Annotated in this window: 15 protein-coding genes; 9 read left to right on the top strand and 6 right to left on the bottom strand. The window is 68.4% G+C overall.

Annotated features, from left to right (window positions below; genetic code table 11):
* Positions 1 to 26 precede the first annotated feature (26 nt).
* The 3 genes from meaB (at position 27) to ACHAAC_RS12810 (ending at position 3,663) form a co-directional block, all read left to right on the top strand.
* Positions 27 to 992 (top strand): methylmalonyl Co-A mutase-associated GTPase MeaB, encoded by a 966-nt coding sequence (gene meaB, locus ACHAAC_RS12820; RefSeq protein WP_435716664.1) that lies wholly within the window; start codon positions 27 to 29, stop codon positions 990 to 992.
* The gene (locus tag ACHAAC_RS12815) at positions 989 to 2,707 is read left to right on the top strand and encodes a methylmalonyl-CoA mutase family protein (protein WP_435716662.1); all 1,719 of its coding nucleotides are present in this window, start codon (positions 989 to 991) and stop codon (positions 2,705 to 2,707) included. The genes meaB and ACHAAC_RS12815 overlap by 4 nt, the downstream gene beginning before the upstream one ends.
* 275 nt (positions 2,708 to 2,982) lie before the next feature.
* On the top strand, positions 2,983 to 3,663 hold the full coding sequence (locus tag ACHAAC_RS12810) for a FadR/GntR family transcriptional regulator (protein ID WP_435716660.1): 681 nt from the start codon (positions 2,983 to 2,985) through the stop codon (positions 3,661 to 3,663).
* Positions 3,664 to 3,731: 68 nt separating this feature from the next.
* Here ACHAAC_RS12810 and ACHAAC_RS12805 read toward each other — a convergent pair whose 3' ends face one another.
* The 3 genes from ACHAAC_RS12805 to ACHAAC_RS12795 form a co-directional block, all read right to left on the bottom strand.
* Complete coding sequence (locus tag ACHAAC_RS12805) at positions 3,732 to 4,052, bottom strand: AzlD domain-containing protein (protein WP_435716659.1); 321 nt, start codon at positions 4,050 to 4,052, stop codon at positions 3,732 to 3,734.
* On the bottom strand, positions 4,049 to 4,780 hold the full coding sequence (locus tag ACHAAC_RS12800; RefSeq protein WP_435716657.1) for an AzlC family ABC transporter permease: 732 nt from the start codon (positions 4,778 to 4,780) through the stop codon (positions 4,049 to 4,051). The genes ACHAAC_RS12805 and ACHAAC_RS12800 overlap by 4 nt, the downstream gene beginning before the upstream one ends.
* 155 nt (positions 4,781 to 4,935) lie before the next feature.
* Positions 4,936 to 6,318: an MFS transporter gene (locus ACHAAC_RS12795; protein WP_435716655.1), complete on the bottom strand. Its 1,383-nt coding sequence runs from the start codon at positions 6,316 to 6,318 to the stop codon at positions 4,936 to 4,938.
* A gap of 308 nt (positions 6,319 to 6,626) precedes the next feature.
* On the opposite strand from ACHAAC_RS12795, the gene ACHAAC_RS12790 reads away from it, so the two are divergent.
* Positions 6,627 to 7,148: a gamma carbonic anhydrase family protein gene (locus ACHAAC_RS12790; RefSeq protein ID WP_435716653.1), complete on the top strand. Its 522-nt coding sequence runs from the start codon at positions 6,627 to 6,629 to the stop codon at positions 7,146 to 7,148.
* Positions 7,149 to 7,170: 22 nt separating this feature from the next.
* Here ACHAAC_RS12790 and serC read toward each other — a convergent pair whose 3' ends face one another.
* Complete coding sequence (gene serC, locus ACHAAC_RS12785; protein ID WP_435716652.1) at positions 7,171 to 8,280, bottom strand: phosphoserine transaminase; 1,110 nt, start codon at positions 8,278 to 8,280, stop codon at positions 7,171 to 7,173.
* Between the two features lie 57 nt (positions 8,281 to 8,337).
* On the bottom strand, positions 8,338 to 9,006 hold the full coding sequence (locus ACHAAC_RS12780; RefSeq protein ID WP_435716651.1) for an alpha/beta fold hydrolase: 669 nt from the start codon (positions 9,004 to 9,006) through the stop codon (positions 8,338 to 8,340).
* 154 nt (positions 9,007 to 9,160) lie between these two features.
* Here ACHAAC_RS12780 and ACHAAC_RS12775 point away from each other — a divergent pair, with 154 nt between their 5' ends.
* Complete coding sequence (locus ACHAAC_RS12775; protein ID WP_435716649.1) at positions 9,161 to 10,372, top strand: MFS transporter; 1,212 nt, start codon at positions 9,161 to 9,163, stop codon at positions 10,370 to 10,372.
* Positions 10,373 to 10,380: 8 nt separating this feature from the next.
* Entirely contained in the window at positions 10,381 to 11,142 is a 762-nt protein-coding gene (locus tag ACHAAC_RS12770; RefSeq protein ID WP_435716647.1) for a MerR family transcriptional regulator, read from the top strand.
* 86 nt (positions 11,143 to 11,228) lie between these two features.
* Here the strand turns inward: ACHAAC_RS12770 and ACHAAC_RS12765 are convergent, their stop codons facing one another.
* Positions 11,229 to 11,837: a stage II sporulation protein M gene (locus ACHAAC_RS12765; RefSeq protein WP_435716646.1), complete on the bottom strand. Its 609-nt coding sequence runs from the start codon at positions 11,835 to 11,837 to the stop codon at positions 11,229 to 11,231.
* Between the two features lie 106 nt (positions 11,838 to 11,943).
* On the opposite strand from ACHAAC_RS12765, the gene ACHAAC_RS12760 reads away from it, so the two are divergent.
* From ACHAAC_RS12760 to scpA, 3 genes are all read left to right on the top strand, one after another.
* Positions 11,944 to 12,528 (top strand): TetR/AcrR family transcriptional regulator, encoded by a 585-nt coding sequence (locus ACHAAC_RS12760; protein WP_435716645.1) that lies wholly within the window; start codon positions 11,944 to 11,946, stop codon positions 12,526 to 12,528.
* 332 nt (positions 12,529 to 12,860) lie between these two features.
* On the top strand, positions 12,861 to 14,714 hold the full coding sequence (locus ACHAAC_RS12755) for a methylmalonyl-CoA mutase family protein (protein WP_435716643.1): 1,854 nt from the start codon (positions 12,861 to 12,863) through the stop codon (positions 14,712 to 14,714).
* Positions 14,711 to 16,897 carry a methylmalonyl-CoA mutase gene (scpA, locus tag ACHAAC_RS12750; RefSeq protein ID WP_435716641.1) on the top strand — a complete coding sequence of 729 codons (2,187 nt, stop codon included), beginning with the start codon at positions 14,711 to 14,713 and terminating at the stop codon, positions 16,895 to 16,897. The genes ACHAAC_RS12755 and scpA overlap by 4 nt, the downstream gene beginning before the upstream one ends.
* Position 16,898 lies beyond the last annotated feature (1 nt).

Below are 16,898 nucleotides of genomic sequence, written 5' to 3'. Positions count from 1 at the left end.
GTCCGACAGGGTCGAACGCGCCCTTGGTGGAGCTGGCCGAACGCATTCGCGCCGGCTCACAGGTATCACTCGCGCGAGGCCTGACCCTCGTCGAGAGCAGATCGGATGCGGCAACGGAGCTGCTGGCCGAGATCTGGAAGGACAGCGGTCGGGCCCACGTCGTCGGGATCACCGGGCCGGCGGGCAGCGGCAAGAGCACCTTGGTCTCCGTCATGGCCCAGGAGTACGTAGCGCGAGGAAAGCGGGTTGCCATCCTGGCGGTCGACCCTTCCAGTGCCTACTCCGGAGGAGCGATCCTGGGGGACCGCATCCGCATGACCGAGCTTGCCGGACGAGACGACGTCTACATCCGCTCGATGGCTTCGAGGGGCGCCACGGGTGGTCTCTCGCGTGCCGTGCTCGATGGCATCGTCCTGCTCGACGCGGCCGGCTTCGACGTCGTGATTCTCGAGACTGTTGGAGTCGGTCAGGCGGAAGTCGACATCATCAGCGTGGCCCACACCGTGCTGGTGATCAGCGTTCCCGGCCTCGGAGATGAGATCCAGGCGATCAAGGCCGGACTGATCGAGATCGCCGACGTCCATGTGGTCAACAAGGCAGACCGTCCTGGTGCCGATCTCACGGTCAGACAGCTGCGCGAGTCGCTTCGGCTGACCCCACGCGCCCCACATCAGTGGAACGTGCCGATCTTGAAGGCTGCTGCAGCCACGGGCGAGGGAGTGCCCGAGCTCCTCGATACAGCGGCTGAGCACCAGGCCTGGATGGCCCGAGGGGACGGCCTCGGTGAGGTGGAGCGGCGTAACGCGGCCACCCGGATCCGCTGGGCGGCAGAGGCTCTCGTGGCCGACAAGCTCCGGTCGGGCCACGGCGGTTTCGACGATGCCGTCGAGGCGCTCATTGCCCGTGAGGACGAACCACGTGAAGCCGCTGCCCGGTTGCTGACAGCCATGGCCGTAGACCCCGCAGACATCAACGGAAGAAGGACATCATGACCGACGACGCCAAGACGACTCCCGACGAGCTGCGCCTCGCTGCCGACGCTCTGCGGGCACGTGCCGCGGCAGAGACCGAGGACTGGGAAGATCACGAGCTGGCGGACTTCCTCCGCCGGGCTCCGGAGTCCAGGGAGAACTACGTCACCGGGGCTGGCCGCCCGGTCAAGCGGGTCTATGGGCCGCAGGATCTCCCCGAGAGCTGGGAGGAGGTCGGGCTTCCCGGCCGCTACCCCTACACCCGCGGTCCTTACCCCACGATGTACCGAGGGCGGAAGTGGACGATGCGGCAGATCGCCGGCTTCGGCCAGGCGGAGGAGACCAACAAGCGCTTCCAGTACTTGATCGCCCAGGGTCAGACCGGGCTGTCGGTGGACTTCGACATGCCCACGCTCATGGGCCTGGACAGCGACGACGAAATGAGTCTCGGCGAGGTCGGTCGAGAAGGCGTGGCGGTGGACACGCTGCCGGACATGGCAGCACTGTTCGACAGCATCGACCTGGAGAAGATCTCGGTGTCGATGACGATCAACCCGTCGGCCTGGATCCTGCTCGCGATGTACGTCGCCGTTGCAGAGGACCGGGGCTACGATCTCGACAAGCTGTCCGGCACGATCCAGAACGACATCCTCAAGGAGTACGTCGCGCAGAAGGAATGGATCTTCCCGGTACGTCCGAGCATGCGCATCGTCCGCGACTGCATCGCCTTCGGGGCCGAGCACATGGCTCGATACAACCCGGTCAACATCAGCGGATACCACATCAGCGAGGCTGGCGGCAACGCCTTGCAGGAGGTCGCCTTCACGATGGCGATCACGAAGGCCTACGTCGAGGACGTGGTGAACGCGGGCGTCGACGTCGACACGTTCGCCTCGCGGTTGTCGTTCTTCTTCGTCTCTCAGGCTGACCTCTTCGAGGAGGTCGCCAAGTTTCGGGCCGTTCGCCGGTACTACGCGAAGATGATGAAGGAACACTTCGGTGCACAGGAAGCGAACTCCATGCGACTGCGCTTTCACGCCCAGACCGCAGCCGCAACGCTCACCAAGCCGCAGCCGATGGTGAACATCGTCCGTACAACGTTGCAGGCTCTGTCCGCCGTGCTCGGTGGCGCGCAGTCGATCCACACCAACGGTCTCGACGAGGCTTACACGATCCCGTCGGAGACGGCGATGAAGCTGGCTCTGCGCACCCAGCAGATCATCGCTGACGAGACCAACGTCCCCGACGTGATCGATCCGATCGGCGGGTCCTACTACGTGGAGGCCCTCACTGACGAGATCGAGCAGGGTATCCAGGAGTACATGGACAAGGTCGAGGCCATGGGCGGTGTGGTGCCGGCGATCGAACAAGGCTTCTTCCAGAGGGAGATCTCGGACAGCGCCTACGACTTCGCCCAACGCAAGGCAAGTGGTGATCGACCGGTGATCGGCGTCAACAAGTACGTCGACGAGCAGGAGGACCAGAAGATCGAGGTCCACAAGCTGGACCCGGAGTCCGAGGCACGCCAGATCCGCCGGCTCAAGCAGGTGCGCGCCGACCGCGATCCGCAGCGTGCCGAGGCGGCGCTGGAGAGCCTGCTCGCCGTGGCTCGCGACGACGAGGCGAACCTGATGCCGGCCACCATCGAGGCTGTTCGGGCGCACCTGTCGATGGGGGAGATCACCGGTGCGCTGCGAGATGTCTTCGGCAGCTACCAGGAGACGCCGGTGTTCTGACGCCGGCCGATGTGCCTGGGGCGTTCAGGAGTGAGGACGAGCCCTGTCCGTCGTCGGCGCACCCGCGGCTCGGTCTGAGGGGTGCCGGATGCAGCAGCTGCAGTCGCTTCTCGCAGCCCGTCCGCCGAATCGCGCCCTGTGTACGAAGCCCTCGACCCGAAGCCGATACGATCGGACCTCGCGAGGTCGTCGTCAGAGGGGGAGGTGCCAGCGTGTCGGAGGACGCTCAGCTGCAGTGGAGACCCCTTCCTCGGATGCGCACGCACGAACAGGTCGTGGCCGAGATCGAGGAACGCCTGCTCGCGGGAACCTTGAAGGCAGGGGATCGCCTTCCGCCCGAGCGTCAGTTCGCCGAGGCCCTCGGCGTGAGTCGTGGTGCCGTGCGGGAGGCGCTGAGAATCCTGGAGGCGATCGGCGTCGTCGAGGCCGGCACCGGCTCCGGACCGACGTCGGGATCGATGATCGTCAACGACAGCATCACCGGTATGGCGATGGTCTTGCGCATTCACCTGAGACTGGCATCTTTCACAGTGGCGAACCTCGTGGAGGTCCGACTGCTCATCGAGGGCATGGCGGCCGGCAAGGCGGCCGAGAGCGCCACGACCGAGGATGTCGAGTCTTTGCGGGCCGTGGTCGAAGAGATGAGAGGTGTCCACACCACCGCGTCGTACAACGATCTTGACGCCGCCTTCCATGTCGCGATCGTGCGGTCCTCGGGCAATGCGCTGGCGGCGGCGCTCATGGCCGCGCTGCGAGAGGCCCTTCGACAGGCGATGGTCGACGCCTTCGAGAGCCTCGAGGATCCCGCGAGGACGATGAAGACCTTGACCGACGAACACGCCGCCATCGTCGAAGCTATCGATGCCGGCGAGGGGTCGAGTGCGACCAAACTCGTCACGGCCCACATCCGCGACTTCTATCGTGCCGCCGGCTTCGACGAAATCGGGTGGGGCTGAGGCCAGCAGCAGGATCGGAGCCCCGCTGAAGTGCACGTGCCGCGGGTCGGTCCTCGATGCTGTGCGTGTCAGAGGACGAGGTCGAGACATGCATAGGCGCTCAGTCCGCAAGCGATGCTGAGCGCCATGCTCCCCCAGCGCAGCGAGACGATGATCGTGATTGCTCCCGCCAGCGTCGCAGGTGACAGGGGCGCCATGACCCCGTCGTCGAGCAGGATGGCCGGAGCTACCAGGGCAGCGAAGGCGGCCGCCGGAACCATGTCGAGTACGAGGTTCACTCGTGGAGGCATTGTGTGGGGAACGATCGGCAGAAGGATGAAAGCACCCCGCAGGGCGAATCCGCCCACCGCGATCGTCACGATGACCAACCAGGTCGTCGGTGTACTCACGGCTTGTACTCCCTGTCGGCCGAGCGCCAGCCGGTCGCTACGCCGGCGGCAATCCCTGTGGCCGTTCCCAGCAACATTCCCAGATTGGCGGGTAAGCCGGCGCAGGTCACCGCGACCGCACCGCCCACGGCGGCCGCGCAAGCCCGAGGCCAGGCGCGGAGCTGGGGTGCGAGCAGGGCAAGGAAGGAGACCGGGACGGCGAACTGCGCGACACCGATCCGGGGCAGGGACCCCAGGAGGGAGCCGATCAGGGAGCCGGTCTGCCACGTGCACCAGAACACTACGCAGGCTCCCAGGTAGAACGTGACGCGATCGTGTGGCGGCCTGCGGTGTGTCTCGGTCAGCGTCAGAGGGACGGCATGGTCGACCAGGAGGTATGAGCCGATCAGCCGTCGTGGAAGGCGTTCGTCCGCGAACGTGGGTGCCAAGGCCGCCGAATACACGATGAAGCGCAGATTGATGGTGAGGGCTGTCGCGATCACGATGCCTGCCCCGACGCCGTCGCCGATGAGGTCGAGCGCGGCGACCTGAGCTGCGCCCGCGTAGGCGAACAGCGAAAGGGCCGCTGTCTCCGCGATGCTGAGGCCGTTCTGGGTGCCGGCGAGGCCGGCGACGGCTGCGAACGGGGCGATCCCGATGAGGATCGGCAGCATTGCCTTGGCTCCCGACAGCATCGCGTGGCGGCGCGGCTCTCCGTTCGTGACGCTGTCTTCAGGTGGCGGGGTCATGAGCATCCCAGGGGACGGGGTGGGGGCGGTAACGGCTCGGTGAAGACCGGGCGTCAGCGCTGGCCGGCTCCGCACCAACCGAGACAGTGCCTTGTGCACGGCGACTCACGACAGCTCGACCGGATCGATCGGGTTGTCGGGACCTGGGACGGCTCTCAAACGCGATGCGCAGAGGGAGCGGGACTCTCGTTCAGATCGTTGTCCTTCGTCTCGGGCAGAGCCACCACACAGAGCAAGCTGGCAGCCGAGAGCCCGGCCAGCAGCACACCGACCCAGATGCTCGAGGAGACCGCTACGATCTGAGCCGCCAGGATCGGTGGAATGGCGCCGCCGATGATGCCTCCGAGGTTGTAGCTCAAGCCGGCACCGGTGTAGCGGTAGCGGGAAGGGAACATCTCCGGCAGCAGCGCCCCGGCGGGCCCGTTTGCGACGCCGTAGAGCGAGAGTGTGATCGTCAATCCGATCAGCAGCGCGATGGGGGAACCGGTGTCGAGCAACGGGAACAGTAGGAGGGACCAGAAGAATGCGACGACGTAGGCGGCCCCGATAACCTTCCTTCGTCCGATTCGATCCGAGAGGATGGCTGCGGCAGCCGTGGTGATCCCCAGGACCACTGCGGCGATCATGCCGAACCCAAGGATGGTGGTCCGGCTGAACTCGAGCTCGGTGGTCCCGTAGCTGGTGAGGAACGTGCTGCCGATGTAGAACATCGCGAACAGCGTTGACATGGCCATGCCTGAGATGAGGATCTGTCGCCACTGCGTCCGGATCGCGTCCGCGAAGGGCAACGTCACCTGCGCGGGCTCGTGCTTGGCCTGACGGTTCTTGAAGACCGGCGTCTCGTCGATGCTCAACCTGATCCACAGGCCGACCATCACGAGCAGGAACGACGCGAGGAACGGCAGGCGCCACCCGTGGCTGAGGAAAGCCTCACTCGTGGCGCCCACCGTCACCGAGGCGATGAAGAAGGTCCCGCTGGCCAGGAAGAAGGCTACTGCCGGGCCGAGCTGCGGATATACGGCCATTCGTCCGCGCTGGCCTTCGCGAGCGTACTCGGCCGTCAGTAGTGTCGCGCCGGCCCATTCCCCGCCCATGGCCAGACCCTGCAAGAAGCGCATCACCACGAGCAGGATCGGTGCCCAGATCCCGATACCGTTCTCGAAGATGCCGAACACGCCTGTCTCGTAGCCCGGGAAGAGCCCGATGGCTACGGTCGACAACCCCATGATCAGCAACGTCCATACCAAGGTGCGTTTGCGTCCGAACTTGTCTCCGAAGTGTCCGAAGGCGACCGAGCCGACGGGGCGGGCGAAGAACGCCACTCCGAACGTCGCGAAGGAGGCGATCGTCCCTACCGCTGGACTGGAGCTGGGAAAGAAGACCACAGGGAACACCAAGGCGGCGGCGGTTCCGTAGACGAAGAAGTCGTAGTACTCGATTGTGGTGCCGATGAGGCTCGCCGAGCCGACTTTTCGGAGCTTGCGACGTTCGGCGGTCTCTGTGGTGTCGACGGGTGGAGCCGGGCTTTTCCGCTGCATGGCGTCTCCGAGTTTCGGTGAGAGGACTCTATGGTCCTACCACACTTGTGGTTTGCGTCACAAGGGTTGAATGAGAGAGGAGTCACACGGGCCGCGTTGCGGCGGCTGGGCCGACGAGAGGTTTCGAGGCGACTTCTCGGGCGGACCGCACCCGCTCGCCGGTGGCCGCGGCTCTTCCAGTGCCCGTGGCATCGGGGCGCTCCTGCACGACTCAGACGCTGCGAGAGACGGAGCTCGGAGTCTCGCCGAGCGTGGTTCCGGCCTCATCCCTGTCGATGTCTCTGCCCGGTGCGGCTAGGTTTGGGCGCATGAAGATCTCACTGGGGAGCAGGATTCCGAAGGTCGCCGACGACGCCTGGGTCGCGCCGAACGCGTCGATTGTCGGTGCCGTAACGCTCGAGTCCGGAGCGAGCATCTGGTACGGCGCGGTGCTGCGTGGGGACAATGAGCCGATCACGATCGGCAAGGACTCCAACGTGCAGGACAACTGCGTCTTCCACGTGGAGCGAGGTCAACCGGTCCTTCTCGGCGAAGGTGTCACGATCGGCCATGCCGCCGTGGTCCATGGGGCGACGATCGGTGACTTCGTCCTCGTGGGGATGGGGGCGATCATCATGAATGGGGCCGTCATCGGGGACGAGACCCTCGTCGCGGCTGGTGCGCTGGTGCCGGAGGGAATGCAGGTGCCGCCACGGTCGCTCGTGGCAGGCATCCCAGGCAAGGTGCGGCGTGAGCTCAGTGAGGTCGAGATCGAGAGCCTCCACCAGAGCGCTCGGACCTACATTCAGCACCGTGAGGACCACATGGCCGGCGCCGTCCTCGATAGTTGACCTGTCGCACGCAGGATAGGCGTCAGAGCCGCTCGACGATCCAGTCGACGCAGGCCGTGAGGGCGCTGACGTCGTCGGGCTCCACGGCCGGGAACATGCCGACGCGCAGCTGGTTGCGACCCAGGCCCCGGTAGGAGTCGACGTCGACGACCCCGTTCTCGCGCAGGATGCTCGTCACAGCGGCCTGCGGGACGGACTCCTCGAGGTCGACCGTGCCCACGACGAAGGACCGCTCCGGCGGCGCCGTCACGAACGGTGACGCGAACGTCGACGCCTCGGCCCAGGCGTACAGGCGCGACGACGACTCCGCCGTCCTCGTCGCCGCCCAGCCCAGGCCCCCACGCTCGTTCAGCCAGCGCACCTGCTCATCCAGCAGGAACAGCGTGGCGACGGCGGGCGTGTTGTAGGTCTGGTCCTTGCGGGCGTTGTCGATCGCCACCGGAAGGTCGAGGAAGCCGGGGAGGTACCGACCGGAGGCCTTGATCCGCTCGGCGCGCTCGATCGCGGCGGGGGACATGATCGCGACCCACAGGCCGCCGTCGGAGGCAAAGCTCTTCTGGGGTGCGAAGTAGTAGACGTCGGTGTGCGAGACGTCGACCGACAGGCCGCCGGCGGCCGAGGTGGCGTCCACCAGCACCAGGGCGCCGGGGTCGGCGTCGACGACCCGCTCGACCGGCGCCATGACGCCGGTCGAGGTCTCGTTGTGGGCCCAGGCGTAGACGTCGACGCCGGGGGTCGCGTGGGGCAGGGGATGCGTCGACGGGGCGCTCTCCAAGAGCTCGGGGGCGTCGAGGAAGGGGGCCTGCTGGACCGCGGTGGCGAACTTGCGGGTGAACTCCCCGTGCACCAGGTGCTGGCTGCGTCGCTCGACGAGACCGAAGACGGCCGCGTCGAAAAAGGCGTGCGTCCCGCCCACCCCGAGCACGACCTCGTACCCGTCGGGGAGGGCGAAGAGTGTCGACAGTCCCTCCCGGATCGAGCCGACGACCGACTTGACCGGCGCAGCGCGGTGCGAGGTGCCCATGAGCGAGGTGCCGGTGGCGGCGAGAGCGGCCAGCGCCTCCGGTCGGACCTTCGACGGCCCGGACCCGAAACGACCATCGACGGGCAAGAGGTCGGCGGGTATCTTCACGCCCCCATTCTCGCAGCCACGCCGAGACTCGTCGTCCTTCGCCCGGGGTGACGTCGATCAGGCGTTGCGGACTGCAGCGATCTCGTCAGCGAAGTCGAGCAGTGCCGATGCGACGGCGCCCGGAGCCGTCAGCTGCACGTAGTGCCCGCCCTCGATCTCGATCGGCTCGATGCCGAGCCGGTCCCGGACCTGCCGTCGCATGAACGGTGCTGGGAAGAACCGGTCATCCTCCGCGAGGATCGCTCTGGTGGCGACCGCAGGGTGACGATCGGCGGGCCAGGCCATGGACATCCACTCGCCCTGCTGATCACGCTCGCGCGCGCGGGCCTCCCGCACCAGCGGCTCGGGCACGCCCTCGAAGAACGACACGGCGTCGTCCTCGTCGATGGTCTCCCGGTCGTGGCCCGTCGCCGACCACCAGTCCTCGAACGACTCGCCGGGCAGCGGGATCATCGCGGCGAGGTAGACCAGACCATCGGTGCGGATCGCGTCGCAGACGAGCGGCGCGGTGAACCCGCCGAGGGAGTGCCCGACCACGATGACGTCCTTGCGGTCACCGACAGCAGCCGCCACGACGCGGACGTAGTCCTCCAGCCCGTTGCGGGCATCCTCGATCGGTAGGTCGACCGCCACCACCTGGTGGCCGGCCCGCTCGAGCAGCGGAGCCACGGGGTGCCAGTCCCAGGCGGTCGAACCGCCTCCGTGGATCAGTGCGAAGGTCGCCATGCCTGCCTCGCTGTCTCGTCACGCTGCGCCCTGGAGCATCGGCGTCGCTGGGCCCAGTCTTGCAAAGCTCGGGAGCGATGACTGGTGCACCGCGGAGCCGATCGCCGTGCCGACCACTTGACTACGACGCGACGTCATAGTTTGGGATGGGGTCATGGATCGATCCGTCATCGTCTACCTCACGTCCTACGCCTTCTCCTCCCTCGGCAACTCAGTAGCGGCAGTCGTGCTGCCACTGGTGGTGCTGGCGACCACGGGCAGCGCCCTCGACGCCGGGATCGTCGCCGCCGCGACGGCCGGGCCGGCGGTGCTGGCCGGGCTCCTGATGGGTGGGCTGATCGACCGCTTCAACCGCCGGACGATGTCGATCGTCACCGACCTCATCTCCGCGGTCGGCATCGCGGCCCTGCCCATCGTGGACCTGGTGTCGGACCTGTCCCTCGGGTGGTTCGTGCTGTTCGGCATCCTGTCCTCCTTCGGAGACGTCCCCGGGCTCACCGCCCGCGAGACCCTCGTGCCCGGTGTCCAGCGGCGCAGTGGCCTGGCCTTCGAGCGGATCGTCGGGCTCCGCGAGAGCGTCGCCTCCGTCACCATGATGGTCGGACCGGCCGCGGCGGCCTCCTTGGTCGTGCTCCTCGACGGGTCGGGTGCCTTGTGGGTCACGTCGGGGCTCGCGCTGGTCGCCGCCCTGACGACGTTCCTGCTGCCGAAGGACGTCGGCCGGCGCACACCGGCTGACTCGGACCACTCGCCGCGCAGCAGCGCCGCGGAGATGGTGGCCGGCATGGTGTGGCTGGCGAGAGGCAGCTCGCTGATCCTCTCGGTCACCCTCGTCAACCTCGCCCTGGCGACGGTCCTCATCGCCCTGCAGGGCCTCATCCTCCCGGTGCACTTCACGCAGGTCGGCCAGGAAGGTCGCCTGGGCCTGGTCCTCACCTTCCTCGCTGCCGGGATGCTCGTCGGCTCCGCGACCTACGCGATGGCCTCTGCTCGCCTCCGTCGCCGAACGTGGCTGGTCGTCTCCCTGACCGGGTCGCTGGTCGGCATCGGTGTCATCGGTGCCCTGCCGAGTGTTCTGTGGATCTTCGTCGGTGCGGCGATCCTCGGCCTGTTCGCGGGAGTCCTCGGTGCGCTCTTCGGCGTCGTGATGATCGAGACCATCCCGGACGACCTGCGCGGACGGGTGATGAGCGCGCAGAACGCCTTGCTGACCTTGGCGCCGGCCGTCAGCATCCTCGGTGCAGGAGTCCTCGTCGAGTACGTCTCGCTGGCCGCAGCGGGCGCCGTGGCTGCCGGCGTGTGGTTCGCTGCTGTCCTGATGGCGATGGCGCTCCGACCGCTTCGCCGCGTCAACGTCACAGTCTGAGGAGCACGATGCGCAGCCAGGACGTGGCCGAGCTCGCAGGGGTCACCGTGCGGACCCTTCGGCACTACCACCAGATCGGCATCCTGCCCGAACCGGTTCGCCGGGCCAACGGCTACCGCGCCTACGACCTGGCCACCATCGCCAGGTTGCTGCGCATTCGCCGCCTCACCGACCTCGGCATCCCGTTGCACCAGGTCGAGGAGATGCTCGAGACCACCCCGGACCACGACGTCCTCGATGAGATCGACCGCCAGCTCCTCGCCGCGATCGAACGCCTCCAGGAGCAACGTCGCCAGATCGCGCGTCTGCGCCGGACGGGGGAGCGCGCCGACATCCCGGAGGGTCTCGCCGAGCTGGTCTCTCTCGGCCCGTCGGACCGTTCCGCGGGCGTTCTCGGCGAGATGGACCAGGACGCGCTGCTGCTGATCGCACGAGTCGTCGGTGCCGAGAACCTGAATCGGCAGGCTCTCAGCGACCTCGCCGACGCCCTGCGTCCCTTGATGGGTGACGCCGAGCTCATCGCTGCCTCGGAACACTTCGATCGTCTTCCCGCAGACGCCCCGTCCTCAGAGATCCAACAGGTCGCGACCCGGATGGCAGTCGTGCTCGAACCGATGGCGTCGCGACTGGAGCGAACGCCCACCGGCCGAGCGCTCGCTCGAGCTGACGATCGCTGGCCGGACCTGTCCCAGGACAGCCGACTGAACCCGGCCCAGGCGCAGGCGATGGATCACCTGGTCAGGTTGCTCACCCCCGACGAGGCCGGCTGAGACGGCGGTGGGCTCAGTGCCGTCTGAGGGCCCTTCCAGACCGAGTCTGGTCTCCGACGGCCCCGCCCACCGACCGGCGCCACGAATCAGTTGGGCAGCACCAGCGGGATCAGGTAGATGATCTCGAAAGCTTCGTAGACCGCGCCGATGATGAACAGCAGCAGCGCGGGAACGCCCAGTCGGCCGAGCTGACGCAGCCCGACCCCATACGCCTGGCGACGGGTGGTCGCCCCGGCCGCAGCCGGGCGCAGCCAGAACCGGCCGAGCCGGACGGCACCGAGGATCACGAGCACGTAGGCCTGGAGCTCGATCAGGAGGGTCGGGCTGTGTGGCAGCAGGATCCAGGCCATCGTCTCGTCGACGGGCGCGAGCTGCATGCCGATGTTGAACATCATGTAGCCGAAGAGGGGCAGGCCGAGGAAAGGGACGACCATCGAGGGAAGGACAATCGCCAGCACTGACACGCCGATCCCGTTGACCACCAGGATCAAGAGCGCGAGCAGCACCACGTTGTCGAGCACCGAGAACGCCACGCCTCCGGCAGGTCCGTCCAGTGCTGTCGTGGGATCCGGGTCGGAGAGGACGAGGCCCGCCACCATGCCGGCGATGAGCAGTCCGTAGGTGAAGACGTTCACGACCAGGTAGGTGCCGAGGTCGGCGCGGATGATCTGGAGGGACTTCTGAAGAGCGTGCACGTGACTCGCTTCGGTGGGTCGGCGGAACCGAGGGGGTGATGGGGGTCTGACCGATTCGGTCCAGAATCTACCATATCGGTCAGACCGGAGTTGTTACGGTTCTGCCATGCCCCGTCAGACGCGAGAAGAATCCGACGCGGAGATCGTCGACCGCGCGTCTGCCCTGTTCGCCCGTCACGGCTACCGGCACACGTCGCTGCAGCAGGTCGCTGACGCTGTCGGCTACTCAAAGGCCGGGCTCCTGCACCGGTTCACCAGCAAGGAGGCCATCTACCTGGCCGCCGTGCGCACGGCGGCGGAAAGCACGCTGGCGCTCGTCGCAGACGTCTCCTCGATCGTGGAAGGGACCGAACGGGACCGCGTCATCATTGCGGCGCTGGTGGACGCGACCTACGAGCGGCCAGGCACCTGGGCGTTCCTGCACGCAGTCTTCAGCGACGAAGACTCGGACGACACCGCGGCGGAGCTACGCCAGGCGGGCGAGGCTCTGGCTGGTCTGTTGGGGATCGACTCCGGCAGCGCCGCCGACGCGCGACGGGTCCGCCTGCTGGTCGCCGCGACCGGTGCGCACCACGCGGCCCTGACGGCTGCGGCCCGTGACCGCACGCGGGAATGGCGCCCGCACATCATCGACGCGGCGATGGACGCACTCGGTCACCGCTCTGACCGGTCCACCGAGACCGGCTCCTAGACGCGCTGCCACCGCCGACGTCGCGGCGGAGCCTCCGGGCCCGGGGCCCGGGGCTCGACCGCGCCCCGACCGGTGCCGCCTCGTGGACGTCGGTGCCGGGGCGTGACGAGCGCAGCCTGGCCTGCTGCGCGATGTCCTCGGTCTCGGCGTCGTCCGGAGCATGGGCTCTTCACAGGCTCCACGGCGGGCATCGACCAGTGACGGGACGTCGGAAGCCTTCGGTTTGACGCCCATGTCCTGCTGCAGGCCCCCGTCGGGCGCCGTGAGACGTGGCTCACCCCGTGGCCCCTATTGGTGGCCGCTCATGCGTGAGCGGGCCTACGATGCCCCCTATGGCATCCGACTCCGGCTCCGGCGTGGGCCCGGAGGCGACGGTCGCCGTCCCCCTCGCCGAAGGCTTCGATCACGAGCTCGCCGAGTGGGAGAAGGCCGCCGCCGCCGTCCTGCGCAAGACCAAGAAGCTCGGCGACGATGATCCCGACTCCGACGTGTGGGGCCTGCTGACCACCACGACTCTGGACGGGATCGGTGTCAGCCCGCTCGGCACGCCGGACCTCACCACCGATGTCGCCCACGCAGGCCTGCCGGGCCAGGCCCCCTTCACCCGCGGTGCCTTCGCGACCCGCGAGCTCGAGGGGTGGGACGTCCGCGCGTGGTTCACCGACCCGGACGTCGTCCGGACCGCCGAGCACGTCGTGACCGACATCGAGAACGGCGTCAACTCGCTGTGGATCAGCGTGGGGGAAGGCGCCGTGCCCGCGGACGGGCTCGCGCAGGTGCTCGAGCCCGTGCTGCTCGATCTCGCCCCCGTGGTGCTGGACTCCCCGGACGACCCGCTCGGCGCGGCCGAGGCGCTCGACGCGGTGCTGCAGGACCGGGGCGTGGAGCCGGCCCCGGGCACCAGCTACGGCGCCGACCCGATCGGCGCCGCCGTCCGCTCCGTCGGCGACCCTGACCTCGCCCGGGCCGTCGAGGTGGCACGTCTGGCCCAGCCCCGAGGCGTGCGCGGAATCGTCGTCGACGGCACCGCCATCCATGACGCCGGGGGCTCCGACGGCCAGGAGCTGGCCTACGTGCTGCTGGCCGGAGCCACCTACCTGCGCCGGCTCACCGAGGCCGGTCTCGGCGTGGACGAAGCGGCCGACCAGCTCGACGTGCGGCTCGCGGCCACGGACGAGCAGTTCCCGACGATCGCCAAGCTGCGCGCGGCCCGACGGCTCTGGGCCCGGATGCTGGAGCTCAGCGGCGTCTCGGAGTCACAGCGGGCGATGCGCCAGCACGTCGTGACCTCCCGGCCGATGATGGCCTCCTACGATCCCTACGCCAACATGCTCCGCACCACGATCGCAGCCTTCGCCGCCGGCGTGGGCGGGGCCACGAGCGTCACGGTGCTCCCGTTCGACGAGCCGCTCGGGCTGCCCGAGGCGTTCAGTCGGCGCATCGCCCGCAACACCTCCGGCCTGCTCGTCAGCGAGTCCCACGTGGCACGGGTGCTCGATCCGGCCGGTGGCGCGCACGCCGTGGAGCGGCTGACCGACGACACGGCACGGGCCGCGTGGGGCCTGTTCGGCGAGCTCGACGACGCCGGGGGCCTGGACGCCGGCCTCGCGGCGCTGCGCGGGCGCGTCGAGGCCACGGCCTCCGAGCGTGCCCTGGCCATCGCTTGCCGCCAGCGCCCGCTCACGGGCGTCTCGGAGTTCCCCGACCTGTACGAGGACGTGCCCGAGCGCCGCCCCTACGGCCGCGAGCTGCCCGTCCGGCGCTACGCCGCCGAGTTCGAGCAGATGCGCGACAAGCCCGCCACGACGCCGGTGTTCCTGGCCACGATGGGGACGGTCGCGCAGCACACCGCCCGAGCCACCTTCATGGCCAACCTGCTCGCCGCCGGCGGCATCGACACCGTGCTGGCCGGGACGTCGGAGGGCGTCGACGACGTCGTGGCGGCCTACCGGGAGGCGGGCGCTCCCACCGTGGTCTGCCTGAGCGGTCCGGACGCCCTGTACGCGCAGTGGGGGGCCGAGCTCGTCGCCGCACTCCGTGAGGCCGGAGCGCGCCGCGTCGTCGTGGCCGGCAAGCCCGAGACGGTGGATGCACCGGTCGACGGCGGTGCCATCGATGACTGGGCCGCCGCGGGCCTGGACGCCCTGGCCTTCCTGCGCCGCACCCGAGAGGAGCTCGCGACATGAGCAGCATCCCGAGCAGCTTCGCCGGTCTGCCGCTGGACCCCGACGAGCCGCCGAATCCCGACCCTGCGGCGTTCGAGAGCGCCACCCGGGGTGCGGAGCCGTGGGACGCGCCCGAGGGCATCGCGGTCAAGAACCTCTACACCGCCGACGACCTCGACGGGCTCGACGCACTGGACACCTACCCGGGCCTCACACCGTTCCTGCGCGGCCCCTACCCCGCGATGTACTCCACCCAGCCGTGGACCATCCGCCAGTACGCGGGCTTCTCCACCGCCGAGGAGTCCAACGCCTTCTACCGACGCAACCTGCGTGCCGGCCAGAAGGGCCTCTCGGTGGCCTTCGACCTCGCGACGCACCGGGGCTATGACTCCGACCACCCGCGGGTGAAGGGCGACGTCGGCATGGCCGGGGTCGCGATCGACTCCATCTACGACGCCCGCCAGCTCTTCGACGGCATCCCGCTGGACGAGATGAGCGTCTCGATGACGATGAACGGGGCGGTCCTGCCGGTCCTCGCGCTCTACATCGTCGCGGCCGAGGAGCAGGGGGTGAAGCCGGAGCAGCTCTCGGGGACCATCCAGAACGACATCCTCAAGGAGTTCATGGTCCGCAACACCTACATCTATCCGCCGGCACCGTCGATGCGGATCATCTCCGACATCTTCGCCTACACGGCCGAGAAGATGCCGCGGTTCAACTCCATCTCCATCTCCGGGTACCACATCCAGGAGGCCGGGGCGACGAACGACCTCGAGCTGGCCTACACCCTCGCCGACGGGGTCGAGTACCTGCGCGCTGGTCTCGACGTGGGTCTCGACATCGATGCCTTCGCCCCTCGCCTCAGCTTCTTCTGGGCGATCGGGATGAACTTCTTCATGGAGGTCGCCAAGATGCGGGCCGCGCGTGCCCTCTGGGCGCGCCTGGTGAGCGACTTCGACCCGAAGAACCCCAAGTCCACGTCGCTGCGCACCCACAGCCAGACGTCAGGCTGGTCGCTCACGGCCCAGGACGTCTTCAACAACGTGCAGCGCACCTGCATCGAGGCCATGGCTGCCACCCAGGGCCACACCCAGAGCCTGCACACCAACGCCCTGGACGAGGCGATCGCGCTGCCGACGGACTTCAGCGCCCGGATCGCCCGCAACACCCAGCTGGTGCTGCAGCAGGAGTCCGGCACCAGGGACATCATCGACCCCTGGGGCGGCTCCTACTACGTGGAGAAGCTGACCCGCGACCTCGCCGATCGGGCCTGGGCGCACATCCAGGAGGTCGAGAAGGCTGGCGGCATGGCCAAGGCGATCGAGGCGGGCATCCCCAAGATGCGCATCGAGGAGGCCGCCGCCCGCACCCAGGCCCGCATCGACTCCGGCCAGCAGGCCGTCATCGGCATCAACACCTACCGGCTGGCCGACGAGGAGCCGCTCGACGTGCTCAAGGTCGACAACGCCTCGGTGTACGAGCAGCAGGTGGCCAAGCTGGAGAAGCTGCGTGCGGAGCGCGACGACGACGCGGTGCAGACGGCTCTCGACGCGCTCACCCGCAGCGCCGAGAAGGGCGCCGGGCGCGACGGCACGCTGGAGGGCAACCTGCTCGCCCTGGCCGTCGACGCTGCCCGCGCCAAGGCCACGGTGGGGGAGATCTCGACGGCGCTGGAGAAGGTCTACGGACGCCACCAAGCGGTGATCCGTACGATCTCCGGTGTGTACCGCACGGAAGCAGGACAAGGCGGCAACATCGACAAGGTCGTCGAGGCGACGGCCGAGTTCGAGAGGTCCGAGGGCCGCCGTCCACGGATCCTGGTGGCCAAGATGGGCCAGGACGGGCACGACCGCGGCCAGAAGGTCATCGTGACGGCCTTCGCCGACATGGGCTTCGACGTCGACGTGGGCCCGCTCTTCTCCACGCCCGGCGAGGTCGCCCAGCAGGCCATCGACGCCGACGTCCACATCATCGGCGTCTCGAGCCTCGCGGCCGGTCACCTCAGCCTCCTGCCGGAGCTGAAGACGGCGCTGGCGGAGCAGGGCGGCGAGGACATCATGGTCGTCATGGGCGGCGTCATCCCGCCCGACGACGTCTCGACGCTCAAGGAGATGGGCGCCGCCGAGGTGTTCCTGCCGGGCACCGTCATCGCCGACTCGGCGCTGAGTCTGCTGGACTCCCTGCGCACGCGCCAGCAGTCGTAGG

Source organism: Aeromicrobium sp. CF4.19 (assembly GCF_051262555.1).
Classification (GTDB): Bacteria; Actinomycetota; Actinomycetes; order Propionibacteriales; family Nocardioidaceae; genus Aeromicrobium.
The sequence above is the reverse complement of the archived record's forward strand: the minus strand, read 5'-3'. Positions and strand labels throughout refer to the sequence as shown.

Bases quoted from the DNA above. Each gene is read 5' to 3' on its own strand.
- ACHAAC_RS12775 (WP_435716649.1), top strand. From the start codon at position 9,161: ATGGATCGATCCGTCATCGTCTACCTCACGTCCTACGCCTTCTCCTCC.
- ACHAAC_RS12790 (WP_435716653.1), top strand. From the start codon at position 6,627: ATGAAGATCTCACTGGGGAGCAGGATTCCGAAGGTCGCCGACGACGCC.
- ACHAAC_RS12760 (WP_435716645.1), top strand. From the start codon at position 11,944: ATGCCCCGTCAGACGCGAGAAGAATCCGACGCGGAGATCGTCGACCGC.
- ACHAAC_RS12815 (WP_435716662.1), top strand. From the start codon at position 989: ATGACCGACGACGCCAAGACGACTCCCGACGAGCTGCGCCTCGCTGCC.
- ACHAAC_RS12800 (WP_435716657.1), bottom strand. From the start codon at position 4,780: ATGACCCCGCCACCTGAAGACAGCGTCACGAACGGAGAGCCGCGCCGC.
- ACHAAC_RS12780 (WP_435716651.1), bottom strand. From the start codon at position 9,006: ATGGCGACCTTCGCACTGATCCACGGAGGCGGTTCGACCGCCTGGGAC.
- ACHAAC_RS12755 (WP_435716643.1), top strand. From the start codon at position 12,861: ATGGCATCCGACTCCGGCTCCGGCGTGGGCCCGGAGGCGACGGTCGCC.
- ACHAAC_RS12770 (WP_435716647.1), top strand. From the start codon at position 10,381: ATGCGCAGCCAGGACGTGGCCGAGCTCGCAGGGGTCACCGTGCGGACC.
- scpA (WP_435716641.1), top strand. From the start codon at position 14,711: ATGAGCAGCATCCCGAGCAGCTTCGCCGGTCTGCCGCTGGACCCCGAC.
- ACHAAC_RS12795 (WP_435716655.1), bottom strand. From the start codon at position 6,318: ATGCAGCGGAAAAGCCCGGCTCCACCCGTCGACACCACAGAGACCGCC.